Here is a 13980-nt window from a genome sequence, read left to right on the forward strand (position 1 = left end):
CCGCGGCGGCCCGCTCCCGCGCCCGGCGTTCCCGCGCCGCGGCGCGGGCGGCCTGGACGCGGCCGGTCTGCTCCGCGGCGGGTGCCATGCCCAACGACGCGATCTGCATCCCGGTGACCGGGGCGTCGAGCACCAGGGCGGCGGGCGCCCGGACCGCCGGGGCCGGGGGCGCGAGGTCGAACGTGGGCGGCGCGACCGGCGCGAGCCCCGGCGCGTCCGTCAGCGCGATGCCGGTGGCCGACGCCGTTCCCGCCACGCTCACGACGCTGCACGCCGCGAGGATCCGTACCGTTCCGATCCGCATCCCGTGTCTCCCGTTCCTCGGTCGTGAGGACCTCCTACCCGTTCCTGAGCGATTCTCTAACCCGAACGGCCGAATCGGTGGGGAGGCCGATACCACCCCGGGGTCGCGCCAGCACGCCGATCACTTCGCAAGTTCGCAGGCTCTCGACGTACTCACGGAGGGAGCAGGCTTCTCCTGGAAGAAGGAAGGGCCCACCGGGCCCGAGGAGAGGACGACATGCGCCCCGCAGCCCCGTTGCCGCAGCTCGCCGACCGGGACGAGCTCACCGCCCGCATCGGCCGGTTCGCTCGTGCCGCCTCGACCGGCGACCGGCAGGCGTGCGACGACCTCATGACCGAGCTCCGCCCGCCGCTGCTGCGCTACTGCCGCAGCCGGCTGCGCAACGCCGTGGACGCGAGCACGGCCGAGGACATCGCCCAGGACACGCTGATCGGCGTCCTGCGGGCGCTGCCGACCTTCGACCACGACGCCGGCAGCCCCTTCCTGGCCTTCGCGTTCCGCATCTCCCGCAACAAGATCGTCGACACCGTCCGGCGCGGCCGCATCTCCCGCATCGACCTGGTCGACGACGTCCCGGAGACCGCCGCGAGCGTCGACGGGCCGGACGAGCTGGCCATCCGGGCCGAGCACACCGCGATGATCGTGAAGCTGATGGGTCGGCTGCCCGAGCGGCACCGTGAGGTGCTGCGGCTGCGGCTGGTCGTGGGCCTGTCCGCGGTGGAGACGGCCGAGATCCTGGGCTCCACGCCCGGCTCCGTCCGGGTCACCCAGCACCGTGCGCTGGTGGCGCTGCGCCGCTACCTGGAGAACCGCCCGGTGCCGGGGGAGCGGCTGTCCGAGGGCTCCGCGGCCTGAGCCTCGCGGCGCGACTACCCTGGACGACCGTGTCCCTCACCCTCGGCATCGTCGGCCTGCCCAACGTCGGCAAGTCGACCCTGTTCAACGCCCTGACCCGCAACGACGTGCTCGCCGCCAACTACCCGTTCGCGACGATCGAGCCGAACGTCGGGGTGGTCCCGCTGCCGGACTCGCGGCTCGACAGGCTGGCCGAGATGTTCTCCTCGGCCAAGGTCGTGCCCGCGACGGTGTCGTTCGTCGACATCGCCGGGATCGTGAAGGGTGCCTCCGAGGGCGCGGGGCTGGGCAACAAGTTCCTCGCGAACATCCGCGAGTCGGACGCGATCTGCCAGGTCGTGCGCGTGTTCGACGACCCGGACGTCGTGCACGTCGACGGGCGCATCGACGCCGCGAGCGACATCGAGACCATCGCCACCGAGCTGATCCTCGCGGACCTGCAGACCCTGGAGAAGGCCGTCCCGCGGCTGACCAAGGAAGCCCGGATGCAGAAGGACCGGCGGGTGGTCCTCGAGGCCGCCGAGCAGGCCGTCGAGATCCTCAACGGCGGGCGCACCCTGTTCCAGGCGGGCGTGGACCGCGAGCCGCTGCGCGAGCTGACCCTGCTCACCACCAAGCCGTTCCTCTACGTCTTCAACGCCGACGAGGGCGTCCTGACCGACGAGGCCAAGCGCAAGGAGCTCTCGGACCTGGTCGCCCCGGCGGACGCGGTGTTCCTGGACGCCAAGGTCGAGTCCGAGCTGCTGGAGCTGGACGAGGGGTCCGCCCGCGAGCTCCTGGAGTCCATCGGCCAGCCGGAGCCGGGCCTCTACTCTCTGGCCCGCGCGGGCTTCCACACGCTCGGCCTGCAGACCTACCTCACCGCGGGCCCCAAGGAGTCCCGGGCCTGGACGATCCACAAGGGCGACACCGCCCCGCAGGCCGCGGGCGTGATCCACACGGACTTCGAGCGGGGCTTCATCAAGGCGGAGATCGTCTCCTACGACGACCTGATGGAGGCGGGCTCGATGAGCGCCGCGAAGGCCGCGGGCAAGGTGCGCATGGAGGGCAAGGACTATGTGATGGCGGACGGGGACGTGGTGGAGTTCCGTTTCAACGTCTAGCTGACACGGTTCCGGCCGGCTTACGGCGACGTCGCGAGGTGATTGTCGATCCGGCGTGGAACAGGGCGGCGACGCTACCGCCGAGCGACGTCAAGGGCGTATGTGACGTCGGCATCGACGGTCGTGCGTGGAACCCGGTGAGCAGGCCCGGGCGGTCGTGTCCGGGTGGCCCGGCGTGTCGGAACGTTCCATGCGGCCTCAGCGCGCGTCGTGGTGGATCCGCTCGCGGTCGAACCCGCGGAGGCTCCGGGACGCGAGCGGAGCACGCCAGTCCATCACGTCGATCCGCACACACCATGTCGATCGCCTCCTGACCGGGTCGCACGGGCCTCGCGTAGTGGGGTGTGGCCCCGAGTCCGCCTTCGGCGCACATGCAGACGTCGGCAAGGTAGCTCCCCGCCGATATCCTCCGGGCGCGCGACAGCCTGGACCCGTTGCCCCGGCTTCCGAGGGGTCGTACCGTCTTCCGGCGGTGCCCTGCCGTGGATCCTCGCGACAGAATTCTCGTGCTCACGAAGGCGTTGCCTCCAGATAGGGACGTGTCCGTCATGGCGGAAGCAGTCTCGAACCACGACACCACCGCCGAGCGCGCGGCGCCGACGAAACAGCGCCTGGTCTATCCGAAGATGGGGCTGCTCTTCGCCGTCATCATCGGCTGCTTCACGGCCTGGGGGATCGCGGCCGACCTGACCACGCCGATGGTCGCCGGCTTCAAGCACATCTTCGAGATGAGTACGTTCCAGGCCAGCCTGGTCCAACTGGCGTACTTCGGTGCCTACTTCCTCCTCGCGATACCGGCGGCATTGATCAATGAACGGTTCGGCTACAAGGTCGGGCTGCTGACCGGCCTGGGCCTGGCCGCCGCCGGGGCGTTCCTGTTCTATCCCGCGAGCAAGATCCTCACCTACGAGGCGTTCCTGGTCGCGCTGTTCGCGCTGGCTGCCGGATGCTCGATCCTGGAGACCTCGGCCAACCCGTACGTGCTGGCCCTGGGGCCGGAGGAGACGGCGACCCGGCGGCTGAACTTCGCGCAGGCGTTCAACCCGCTGGGCACCAACATCGGCGTGTTGGTCGCCGCGACCCTGATCCTGCCGAAGCTGGAGTCCCCGGTGGACCTGACCTCGGCCACGCCGCAGCAGGTCCAGGTCATCCGGGCAGGACAACTCGCCGCCGTGATGGGGCCCTACCTCGGGCTCGGGCTGCTGCTCCTGGCCATCTGGGTCGTGATCGCCACCCAGAAGGCACCGAAGATCGTCGAGGAGTTCCCCGACGTCGGCGACACCAGCACGGGTGCGCTTCTCCGGATTCTGTGGAACAACAAGCGGTACCGCTTCGGTGTGGTGGCCCAGTTCTTCAACGTGGCCGCGCAGGTGTGCACGTGGACCTTCCTCCTGCAGTACGTCCAGCAGGCCATCAATGGCAGTCTCGAGCTCGGTGCCTACCTGCTGCAGGTCAGCCTGATCGTCTTCCTGCTGTCCCGGTTCCTCATGACCTGGGTCATCGGGAAGATCCGCGCGACAAAGGTGCTCGCCGTCCTCGCCGTCCTCGCCGTGCTGCTGTGCGTCTACGCCATGGCCTTCCCCAACATCACCGGGGTCATCGCGCTGGTCGGGGTCTCGTTCTGCCTGTCGCTCATGTTCCCCACCATCTACGGGGTCGCCCTGCACGGACTGGGCCCGGCCACCAAGCTCGGGGCGGCAGGACTGGTGATGGCCATCGTCGGCGGCGCGATCATGCCGCTGATCCAGGGCGCGACGCTGGACGCCACCAGCGCGGCAGTCTCCTTCATCGTTCCGGCCGTGTGCTTCGCGGTGGTCGCGGCGTTCGCGTTCTACGACCTCCGGGCCCCGGAGCAGCCCGCGGTCGCGACCAGCAAGGCGGATGTGGCATGAGACTCCGCGGGCTCCGCGTCGCCGCGCTCGGGCTGGCGGTCGCGTGCGTGGCGGCCGCCTGTGCGTCCGACCAGGGATCGAGCCAGGACCCCACCAAGAACCTCGAGGTGGTCTCCTGGTGGACGTCGGGGTCCGAGCAGCAGGCCCTCACCGTGCTGTTCGACGCCTACCGGGCGGCGCACCCCGGGGTGACGGTGACCAACAGCGCTGTCGTCGGGGGCGGCGGCGGCAACGCACAGGTCGTGCTCGCCCAGCGCCTGCTGTCCGGGGACCCGCCCGACGTCTGGCAGACCTTCCCCGCCGCATCGCTACGGGCCTACGTCGACCAGGGCCAGGTCGCCGACGTCAGCGACCTCTACGGCCAGGGCGGGCTGGCGGCGGCCCTGCCGCCGGTCATCCGCGACGGGCTCACCGTCGACGGCAAGCAGTACGGGGTGCCCACCAGCTCCCATCGGGGCAACATGCTGTTCTTCAACACCGCCCTGCTGGCCAAGGCCGGCGTGGCCGTGCCGGGGGCCGGCTACCAACCCGCGGCCTTCCTCGCCGACCTGGCCAAGCTGAAGGCAGCCGGTGTCACACCTCTGTGCCTCGGGGCCAAGGACGCGTTCACCACCCCCGCACTGTTCGAGAACACCTTGTTGAGCGTGGTCGGCGCCGACGGCTGGGGGCAGATCGGCGCGGATCGGTTCGACTGGAACTCCGCCTCGGTGGACGAGGCGCTGGGCCGGTTCGGGCAGATCCTGGACTACGCCGACCCCCAGGCGGCGGCGCTGTCGTGGGACGCGGCCACCAAGAAGCTCGCGGACGGCGGGTGCGCCTTCGAGACGCTCAACGACTCGGCCTTCGGGGAGCTGGTCAAGGCCGGGGCGGTCGACGGCCAGACCTTCGGCGAGGTGCCCTATCCCGGTACCGACGGAAATTACGTCGCCGTCGTCGACACGTTCGTCCGAGCGGCCCGGTCCGGGAACGCGCGCAACGCATCCGACTTCCTCGCCGTCATCGGGTCGCCGGACACCCAGCTCGCCTTCAGCAAGGCCAAGGGCTCGGTGCCGATCCGGACCGACGTGGACGTCTCGTCGCTGTCGCCCTACCAGCGCTCTGCGGCGGAGGCGCTGCGCAGCGACGTCGTGCTGTGGTCGATCGTGCATGGCGAGGCACTGAACCCGAAGGTCCAGCAAGGCTTCTACGACGCCGTCGGGACCTACGTCCGCAGCCGTGACGTCAAGGCGTTCCGCGCGACGCTCACCGACGCCGTGCGGCGCGAGGCCCCGGCCAAGTAGTAGGGGTGGAGTCGCGACCGACGACACGGGGCCTTCAGCGGACGAGGCCCCTGCGGGGCGTAGTCCAGCACCCCGGACACCGCCCACTCCATGTACGTGCGCAACACCCGTCGGAGCTCGGGATCGGCGGGCAGGCCCGCGTCGTCCGCAGCCCCGACGAAGCACTCCACGAACCGCGGACCCATGCTCTCCTCCGGCTCGCTTCCGCGTGGATGCGCAGCATGTGCGGATGGCCGCCGCAGGACGTCGAATAGCCCGGCGGGCCGCCGAACACCTCGGCTCCGTAGCCGCCGAGCCGGACCGCGTGGTCCGGGTGGCCGCCGTGGGAGAACGGGTGGCTGAGGACGGGGTCCTGCAGGCAGCGTTCGTGGTTCGCGGTGGCCAGGGCGAGGAAGGCGTCGGCCCCGCCCGCAGCCTCGTACACCGACGGCCGGGTCATCGGAGGGGACCGGCACTCCCGGTGCGGCGTGTCAGCAGGTCGACGGCGTCTGCCCCGCCCGCAGCATGTCGAGGTCCTGGACCGCGTCCGTGAGCGTGTCCACCCGCACCAGCTGCAACCCGGCCGGAGCGTCTGCGCGGGCCTCCTCGCAGTTCTGCCCGGGTACCAGGAACACCGTCGCCCCCGCGCGCTGCGCACCGATCAGCTTCAGGCCGATCCCGCCGATCGGGCCCACCGTGCCCTCGGAGGTGATCTCCCCGGTGCCGGCGATGTTGTGGCCGCCGGTGAGCTCGCCGGGCGTCAGCTTGTCCACGACGGCCAGGGCGAACATCAACCCGGCCGACGGACCCCCGATGCCGCTCAGCGAGATGCTGATCTCGTCGTCGGTCTCGGGCTTGGCCACGGGCCCGATGCCGAGCGCGCCCTGCGGCGAGTCGCCGAGCTGGGTGAGCGTGACCGTGACGTCCGTGGGGATCGCGTCGCCGCGCAGGATCCGCACCGGGACCTGCTGCCCCGGCGTCGTCCCGGCGAGGGCGGCGCGGACGCCCTCGACCGAGTCGACGGGCTGCCCGCCGACGGCGAGGATCTGGTCCCCGGTCTCGAGGACGCCGTTGGGGGGCAACCCCGCGGGCTGCGGGCCGACGAACACCCGGGTCGGCATCTTCAGGTAGGTCAGCGCGGCGGCGGCGGCGTTGGACTGGGAGTCCGTGAAGTCCTGGTCGTTCTTCCGGTTGATCTGCTCCTGTGTCTCGTCCGGCGGGAACAGCGACGCCCGCGGGACGACCTGGCGCTCCGGGTCGGCCCACAGCTGCAGCGCCCGGAACAGGGTCAGCCCGTCCGAGATCTGGACGGTGGTCATGTTCAGGTGCCCGGACGTCGGGTAGGTCGGCAGGTTCGTCGTGATGACGGGCTTGCCCTCCGACTCGCCGAGGACGTTCGGCGCCGGGCCCGGCCCGATCGCGACCCAGGGCGTCGGGACCGTCGCCCCGATCAGGCACACGAGCAGCACGAGCACGCAGCTGGAGAGGAACGTCGCCGTGCGCCGGTCCACCCGTGGCGGACGGGGGTCCGTGAACGTGTCGCTCACGACGGCTCGACCGGGGGGACGGGCGCCGGTAACCGGCCTTGCGACAACGAGGACTCCCTGGTGCGCGGCGGCCGGACGGCGCCGAAGAGGTCGTGGAACAGCCTCGACAGTACTGCTCCGTCGGTGAGGGGGTGGTGAGAGCATGTGTGAGACGAACGTGAGTGCTGCCGACACCGTCGAGGACAGCACTCACGTTCCTCTCACGATCCCCTCGAGCGGACGCGGCTCGATCAGGCCGAACGGCGCGCCCGGACCGCCCCCGCGAGCTCGTCGAGCAGGCCCGCCGTGGTGTCCCAGTCCATGCAGGCGTCGGTGACCGACTGCCCGTAGGTCAGCGCCGGACCGAGCTCCTGGCGTCCCGCCGCGAGGAAGCTCTCCATCATCAGCCCGGTGACCCCGTGGTCGCCGCCCGCGATCCGGCCCGCGATCTCGCCGACGACCGCGGCCTGGCGGACGTGGTCCTTGCCGCTGTTGCCGTGGCTCGCGTCGACGACGACCCGCTCCGGCAGCCCGGCCTTCGCCAGCCGCGCCCGCGACGACGCGACGTCGGGCGCGGAGTAGTTGGGCCCGGTCGAGCCGCCGCGCAGGATGAGGTGCGCGTCCGGGTTGCCGGTGGTGCGGACGAGGGCGGCGAGGCCGTCGGCGTTGATGCCCATGAAGACGTGCGGCGCGGCGGCCGCGCCGATGCCGTCGACGGCGACCTGAACGTCGCCGTCGGTGCCGTTCTTGATCCCGACGGGCATCGAGAGACCACTGCACAGCTGCCGGTGCACCTGCGACGCGGCGGTGCGCGCACCGATGGAACCCCAGGTCACGGTGTCCGCGATGAACTGCGGGGTGATCGGGTCGAGGAACTCGCAGCCGACCGGTAGGCCGAGCTCGTTGATCTCGAGCAGGAGCCGGCGGGCGGTGCGCAGGCCACGGTTGACGTCGAAGCTGCCGTCGAGCCCGGGGTCGTTGATCAGGCCCTTCCAACCGACGGTCGAGCGCGGCTTCTCGAAGTACGCGCGCATGACGATGCACAGGTCGCCCGAGACGCGCTCGGCGTGCGCGGCGAGCCGGCGGGCGTAGCCGAGGGCGGCCTCGGGGTCGTGGATCGAACACGGGCCGACGACGACGAGCAGCCGGTCGTCCCGCCCGTCGAGGATGTCGACGACGTCGGCACGGCCGCGCGTGACCACCTCGCCGACGCGCTCACCGGCGGGCAGCTCGTCGCGCAGCAGCGCCGGGGAGAGCAGGGGGCTGATCCGCGCGGTGCGGTGGTCGTCCAGCGCGGGGGCGGTATGCAGGGGGGACATGACGGACGGCGTCCTTTCGTGGGGCCGTCCGGAGGCCTCGCGAGAGTCCCGCCGAGCCGGCCCGTGGGGGTTCCGGCTCGAGGGGATGGAGGTCAGCGCAGCAGAGTGCGTGCCGACCCATCCCGGGCCGACTCGCTAAACCAGTATCGCTGAGCCACGTCGACGACTGTAGCGAAGCGGTTCGCGGGCGCGCCAGGCGATCCCGGGCGCACCCGCGTCCGGGCGCTCAGACGGCGTACTGGCGGACCCAGGCGACGTTCATGACGACGGGGTGGTTGCCGTCGTGCCGGACGGGAACCAGTCCAGCTGGATCGTCTGGTGCATCGCACCGGGCGGCAGGTGGGAGAGATTCGATCCCCCCGGTGGTCCCGTCGGCGGTGCCCGGGGTGTCAGGGAATCGGCCGAGAATTCATCAGAGCTGTGGAGAAGGCGTGCCTCAGCCGATGGGGTCGGGCATCCGGTCCACGACGTAGCCGAGACCGGCGTGTCGCCGGTGGCCGGGTCCTCGAGCCTCCTGGGCTCGTCCCGCGTACCCGGCGTCGAGCAGGCGGGGCACGGTGACGGAGCGGGTGGTGCCGTCCGGCAGGCCGAAGTCGAGCCGGGTCATGTGTGACCTCTCCTGGTGACGGGTACAGGTAGCGCACCGACCGGGGCAGCGGTGTCGAGTGGATGTTCCGAACGTGTTTCGGAGCCGCGGTGACGGTTGCGCATGCGAATTGTATACAGGGAGTATGTACGCCAGCCAGACCAGACCGCCCACGTCAGGAGCCTCATGTCCACCCCCGCAGCCGCCACGCCGGACCGGCGCTCGCTCGTCAAGGCGTTCGTGGCGAGCCTGTCCGGCACGTCCCTCGAGTGGTACGACTTCGCCGTCTACTCCGCCGCCGCCGCGCTGGTCTTCCCTCAGCTGTTCTTCCCGGGTTCCGACCCGCTCACCGGCACGTTGCTCGCGTTCTCGACCTACGCCGTCGGCTACGTGTCGCGGCCCCTGGGCGGGTTCGTGTTCGGCCGCCTCGGAGACGTCATCGGGCGCAAGCAGGTCCTCGTCCTGACCCTGATGCTGATCGGCGGCGCCACGTTCCTGATCGGCCTGCTGCCCACCTACGCGACGATCGGCGTCGCCGCGCCGATCATCCTGGTGCTGCTGCGGTTCGCACAGGGCGTCGGCGTCGGCGGCGAGTGGGGCGGCGCGGTGCTGCTCTCCAGCGAGTTCGGGGATCCGGCGAAGCGCGGGTTCTGGTCGTCCGCGGCACAGATCGGCCCGCCCGCGGGCAACCTGATGTCCAACGGCGTGCTGGCCGTCCTCACCGCGACGCTGAGCGACCAGGCGTTCGCCTCCTGGGGCTGGCGCGTCGCGTTCCTGCTGTCCGGGCTGCTGGTCGCGTTCGGGCTGTGGATCCGGCTCAAGCTCGAGGACACCCCGGTCTTCCGGGCGATCCAGGAGCACGGCGACCGCCCGGATGCGCCGATCAAGGAGGTCTTCCGGACCGAGCGGCGCGGCCTGGTCGCGGGGGTGCTCAGTCGGATCGGCCCGGACGTCTCCTACGCGCTGTTCACCGTGTTCGTGCTGAGCTACGGCACCACCCACGGGTTCACCCGGAGCCAGGTGCTCACCGCGACGCTCACCGGCGCGGCGTTGCAGCTCGTGGGAATCCCGGCCGCCGGCGCACTGACCGACCGGATCAACCGGCGCCTCGTCTACGGCCTCGCGACGATCGGCGCCGCGGTGTGGCCGTTCGTGTTCTTCCCGATGATCAGCGGTGGCTCGACGGGGATGCTGATCCTCGGCGTCGTCGTCGGGCTGATGTTCCACTCCCTGATGTACGGGCCGCAGGCCGCGTTCATCATCGAGCAGTTCTCGCCGCGGCTGCGCTACACGGGCAGCTCGCTGGCCTACACGATCGCCGGCATCCTCGGCGGCGCGGTCGCGCCGCTGGCGTTCACCGCCCTGAACGGGAAGTTCGGCAGCTGGGTCCCGGTGGCGCTGTACGTGGCGGTCGCGTGCGTGGTCTCGATCGGCGGGCTGGTGCTGGGCCGGGACCCGGACCGGGCCGAGGACGAGGCCTACCTCGCGCGCGGCTCCGTCACGCCTCGAGCAGAACCCGCAGTGTGAGCTCCAGGTGCTCGTCGATCGCGGCGTGGGCGGCCGCCTCGTCGCCGGCGGCGAGCGCGTCGACGATCCGGCCGTGCTCGGTGCACACCGAGCGCTGCCGGTTCGCGGCGCGGTAGAGCGCCGCGACCCCGACGCGCCGTTGCCGGACCCGCAGGCCGGCGTAGGTGCGCGCGATCGTGGCGTTGCCGACGGCGTCGACGAGGGACTGGTGGAAGGCCATGTCCCGATCGATGAACGCGGTCGCCGTCGCCAGGTCGTCCGGGCCGTCCCGCACCAGCTTCTCCTGCTCGGCCAGGGCGGCGCGGAGCGCCGGGAGCGGTACCGTGCCGCCGGTGAGGGTGCGGGTGGCGGCATGCCGTTCGAGGATGCCGCGCAGTTCCATGAGCTCACGGATCTGCCGGCCGGTCAGCGGCGGGACGTACGCGCCGCGGCCGGGCATCATCTCGACCAGCCCGTCCGAGACCAGCAGGAGCAGGGCCTCGCGCACCGGGGTCCGGGACACGCCGATCCGCTTCGCCAGCTCGACCTCGTTGAGGAACGTGCCCTGGACCGCGGGGTCGGCGAGCACGGTCTCGCGCAGGTAGCGGACGGCCTTGTCGCGTCCTGACTCCCTGACCGGCATACAGAAGATATACAGCACCACCGACAGGAGGACCCCCGTGCGCATCGCGCTCGCCCAGATCGTCTCCACCTCGGAACCGGAGGCGAACCTCGGCCTCGTGACGGACCAGGTCCGCGCGGCCGCCGAGCAGGGCGCCCGCCTGGTCGTGTTCCCCGAGGCCACGATGTGCTGCTTCGGGGTGAAGCTCGGGCCGGTCGCCGAGCCCCTCGACGGGCCGTGGGCCACGGACGTCCGCGCGATCGCCGAGGACGCGGGAGTCACCGTCGTCGCCGGGATGTTCACCCCGAGCCCCGACGGGCGGGTGCGCAACACGCTGCTCGCGACGGGCGGCGGCGTCGAGGCGGCATACGACAAGATCCACCTCTTCGACGCGTTCGGGTTCGCCGAGTCGGACACGGTCGCCCCGGGCACTGACCCGGTCACGATCGAGGTCGACGGGCTCACGGTCGGCCTGTCCACGTGCTACGACCTGCGGTTCCCCGGGCTCTACCAGACCCTCGCGGACCGGGGTGCCACGCTGGTCGTCGCGCCTGCGTCGTGGGGCGCGGGACCGGGCAAGCGCGCGCAGTGGGACCTGCTGGTGCGGGCCCGCGCGCTGGACTCGACGACGTTCGTCGCGGCCTGCGACCAGGCGGACCCGACGACGGTGGGCCGCGAGGCGGGCCGGGCGCCGACCGGGATCGGGGCGAGCGCGGTCGCCGGGCCGTTCGGATCGATCGTCGCGCAGCTGGACGCGGAGCCGGGGCTGCTGGTCGTCGACATCGACCCGGGAGCGGTCGACGCGGCGCGGAAGTCCGTGCCCGTGCTGGCCAACCGGAAGTTCTGAGCCCGACTCAGCCGCCGGCGGCCGCGACGTGCTGCGAGATCACGCCCGCGAGGTCCGTGTCCTTCGCCGTCAGCCCACCCTCGGAGTGGGTGGACAGCCGGAAGGTCAGGGTGCGCCAGCGGACGTCGATGTCCGGGTGGTGGTCCCGGGACTCGGCGTCCTCCGCGACCCGGTCGACGACCGCGATCGCCTCCGGGAAGGACGGGAGCTTCACGGTGCGCACGATCGAGTCGCCGTCCCGCTCCCAGCCGGGGAGCCGGGCCAGGGCGGCGGTGACGGCGTCGTCGTCCAGGAGTTGGGCCATGCGGTCATGATGGCGCGCCCGGCCGATCCCGGCAGGCTCACGCGTCCCGGCGCTGCATCCTGACGGCCGTGAACCCCAGCCCGATCGCGAGGTAGCAGAGCGCGCGCAGCGTGGACTCGCCCAGCCCGCCCAGCGGCAGCGGATCCCGCAGGGCGTCGGCCGAGGCACCCCAGCCCGAGGTCAGCAGCCAGGGCTGGAGCCAGTCCAGGGCGGGGATCGCGCCGAGCACCCCGAACACGATGAGCCCGCCGAGCACCGATGCCAGCACCACCAGCGGGTGCTCGGTGAGCGACGAGAGCGCCAGCGCGATTGCGCCGACCGCCGCCAGCTGCCCGATCACCCAGACCGCGACGAGCGCGACCCGGCCGAGCGCCTCGCCCGTGCCGAGCGTCGTGCCGGACAGCGTGACGACCTGACCGGAGCCGCCGACGATCAGCGATCCGGCGAGCACCCCGACGACCGCGATCACCAGCACCGCCAGCGTCGCGACGACGAGCACGCCGAACGCCTTCACCCCGACCAGCCGGAGCCGGCCGACGGGCGCGAGGAGCAGCCCGCGCAACGTGCCGTGCGAGGCCTCGCCCGCGATCGCGTCCGCCGCGGCCATCGCGACGGCGAGCGGCAGCAGCAACGTCAGCGACAGGGTGAGCGCCGCGATCGGGAGGACCAGGCCGTTGCCGGCGACGGCGCCGATCAGCCCGCCGCCCGCCTGCCGGTCCGCGACCACGATGCCGATCGCGATCAGGACCGGGATCAGCGCGAACAGGCCGAGCATGACGAGCGTCCGCGGGCGCCGGAGCACCCAGCGGACCTCGGCGGCGAGGAGCCGGTCGAGCGGGGCGGTGGTCCGGGTCGGCTGCGCCGTGTCCCGTTCCACCAGCGACGTGCTCATGAACTTCCCTCCGTGAGCTGCGCGAACAGCTCCTCCAGTCGCGGCCGGCGGCGCCGCGCCTCGTGCACGGCGACCCCGGCCCGGACCAGCAGCGCGACGATCTCCGGTGCCTCCGGCCCGTCGCTCACCACGACGGCGGGCTCGTCGCCCGCGTCCCGGAAGGCGGTCGCGCCGACGTCGCGCAGGGTCGTCAGCGCAAGGTCGACATCAGGGGTCGCGACGACGAGGCCGCCGGTCCCGGCGTCGAGCAGGCTCCCCAGCTCGCCGGCCGCGACGAGCGACCCGGACTGCAGGACGGCGACGTGCGTGCACGTCGCCTCCACCTCGGCGAGCAGGTGCGAGGAGACGATGACGGTGGCGCCTCCCGCGTGCAGCTCGCCGATGATCCGCCGGACGTCCCGGGTGCCCGCGGGGTCGAGTCCGTTCGTCGGCTCGTCGAGCACCACGAGCTTCCGTGGGACCAGCAGCGCCCCGGCCAGGCCGAGACGCTGCTTCATGCCGAGGGAGTAGCCGCGGAAGCGGCGGTCCGCGGCGTGCGTGAGGCCCACCCGTTCCAGCGCGGTACCGACGGCGCCGGGGATCTCCGCGCTCGTGAGCAGCGGCTCGGCAGCCGCGACCCTGCGCAGGTTCTCCCGGCCGGACAGGAAGGGGTGGAAACCCGGGCCCTCGACGAGCGCGCCGACGTGCGGCAGCGCGCTCGCGACGTCCTTGGGCACGGCCGCGCCGAGCAGCTCGGCGGTGCCCGCGCTGGGCCGGGTGAGGCCGAGCAGCATCCGGATCAGCGTGGTCTTGCCGGAGCCGTTCGGGCCGAGCATGCCGAGCACCGACCCCGTCGGGACCTCGAGGTCGATGCCCTCGACGGCGACGGTGCGGCCGTACACCTTGCGGAGCCCGACGGCCTTCGCGGCCAACGGGACCACCCCGGCCGCCGTGGGGGCGGCGGCCGGGGTGGCGTGGGTGGACAG

Annotated in this window: 15 protein-coding genes; 6 read left to right on the forward strand and 9 right to left on the reverse strand. The window is 72.1% G+C overall.

Annotated features, from left to right (window positions below; genetic code table 11):
- On the reverse strand, nt 1-304 hold a 304-nt coding region (locus JWP64_RS09865), incomplete at its 3' end, for a hypothetical protein (RefSeq protein WP_297494967.1).
- 216 nt (nt 305-520) lie between these two features.
- On the opposite strand from JWP64_RS09865, the gene JWP64_RS09870 reads away from it, so the two are divergent.
- The 4 genes from JWP64_RS09870 (at nt 521) to JWP64_RS09885 (ending at nt 5434) form a co-directional block, all read left to right on the forward strand.
- On the forward strand, nt 521-1159 hold the full coding sequence (locus JWP64_RS09870) for a sigma-70 family RNA polymerase sigma factor (RefSeq protein ID WP_297494970.1): 639 nt from the start codon (nt 521-523) through the stop codon (nt 1157-1159).
- A gap of 29 nt (nt 1160-1188) precedes the next feature.
- The gene (gene ychF, locus JWP64_RS09875) at nt 1189-2262 is read left to right on the forward strand and encodes a redox-regulated ATPase YchF (RefSeq protein ID WP_297494973.1); all 1074 of its coding nucleotides are present in this window, start codon (nt 1189-1191) and stop codon (nt 2260-2262) included.
- Nucleotides 2263-2810: 548 nt separating this feature from the next.
- Nucleotides 2811-4154, forward strand: a complete 1344-nt coding sequence (gene fucP / locus JWP64_RS09880; RefSeq protein ID WP_297494976.1) for an L-fucose:H+ symporter permease — start codon at nt 2811-2813, stop codon at nt 4152-4154.
- Nucleotides 4151-5434 (forward strand): ABC transporter substrate-binding protein, encoded by a 1284-nt coding sequence (locus tag JWP64_RS09885; protein ID WP_297494979.1) that lies wholly within the window; start codon nt 4151-4153, stop codon nt 5432-5434. The genes fucP and JWP64_RS09885 overlap by 4 nt, the downstream gene beginning before the upstream one ends.
- A gap of 34 nt (nt 5435-5468) precedes the next feature.
- Here the strand turns inward: JWP64_RS09885 and JWP64_RS09890 are convergent, their stop codons facing one another.
- From JWP64_RS09890 to JWP64_RS09905, 4 genes are all read right to left on the reverse strand, one after another.
- The gene (locus tag JWP64_RS09890; RefSeq protein ID WP_297494983.1) at nt 5469-5873 is read right to left on the reverse strand and encodes a hypothetical protein; all 405 of its coding nucleotides are present in this window, start codon (nt 5871-5873) and stop codon (nt 5469-5471) included.
- A gap of 31 nt (nt 5874-5904) precedes the next feature.
- Complete coding sequence (locus JWP64_RS09895; protein WP_297494986.1) at nt 5905-6960, reverse strand: PDZ domain-containing protein; 1056 nt, start codon at nt 6958-6960, stop codon at nt 5905-5907.
- A gap of 230 nt (nt 6961-7190) precedes the next feature.
- Nucleotides 7191-8258, reverse strand: a complete 1068-nt coding sequence (locus JWP64_RS09900; RefSeq protein ID WP_297494989.1) for a 3-deoxy-7-phosphoheptulonate synthase — start codon at nt 8256-8258, stop codon at nt 7191-7193.
- Between the two features lie 436 nt (nt 8259-8694).
- Nucleotides 8695-8865 carry a hypothetical protein gene (locus tag JWP64_RS09905; protein WP_297494992.1) on the reverse strand — a complete coding sequence of 57 codons (171 nt, stop codon included), beginning with the start codon at nt 8863-8865 and terminating at the stop codon, nt 8695-8697.
- 165 nt (nt 8866-9030) lie between these two features.
- Between JWP64_RS09905 and JWP64_RS09910 the strand changes: the two genes are divergently transcribed.
- Nucleotides 9031-10371, forward strand: a complete 1341-nt coding sequence (locus tag JWP64_RS09910; protein WP_297494996.1) for an MFS transporter — start codon at nt 9031-9033, stop codon at nt 10369-10371.
- Here the strand turns inward: JWP64_RS09910 and JWP64_RS09915 are convergent.
- Nucleotides 10343-10993, reverse strand: coding sequence for a GntR family transcriptional regulator (locus JWP64_RS09915; protein ID WP_297494999.1), 651 nt, complete (start codon nt 10991-10993; stop codon nt 10343-10345). The genes JWP64_RS09910 and JWP64_RS09915 overlap by 29 nt on opposite strands.
- 37 nt (nt 10994-11030) lie before the next feature.
- On the opposite strand from JWP64_RS09915, the gene JWP64_RS09920 reads away from it, so the two are divergent.
- On the forward strand, nt 11031-11819 hold the full coding sequence (locus JWP64_RS09920; protein WP_297495004.1) for a carbon-nitrogen hydrolase family protein: 789 nt from the start codon (nt 11031-11033) through the stop codon (nt 11817-11819).
- Between the two features lie 7 nt (nt 11820-11826).
- Here JWP64_RS09920 and JWP64_RS09925 read toward each other — a convergent pair whose 3' ends face one another.
- The 3 genes from JWP64_RS09925 to JWP64_RS09935 are packed head-to-tail and all read right to left on the reverse strand — an operon-like array spanning nt 11827 to nt 13980.
- Complete coding sequence (locus tag JWP64_RS09925; RefSeq protein WP_297495007.1) at nt 11827-12123, reverse strand: 4a-hydroxytetrahydrobiopterin dehydratase; 297 nt, start codon at nt 12121-12123, stop codon at nt 11827-11829.
- A gap of 37 nt (nt 12124-12160) precedes the next feature.
- On the reverse strand, nt 12161-13015 hold the full coding sequence (locus JWP64_RS09930) for an ABC transporter permease subunit (RefSeq protein ID WP_297495009.1): 855 nt from the start codon (nt 13013-13015) through the stop codon (nt 12161-12163).
- Nucleotides 13012-13980 (reverse strand): ABC transporter ATP-binding protein, encoded by a 969-nt coding sequence (locus tag JWP64_RS09935; RefSeq protein ID WP_297495336.1) that lies wholly within the window; start codon nt 13978-13980, stop codon nt 13012-13014. Before JWP64_RS09935 ends, JWP64_RS09930 begins: the two co-directional genes overlap by 4 nt.

The sequence above is a fragment of the Pseudonocardia sp. genome (genome assembly GCF_025465255.1).
Taxonomy (GTDB): Bacteria; Actinomycetota; Actinomycetes; order Mycobacteriales; family Pseudonocardiaceae; genus Pseudonocardia.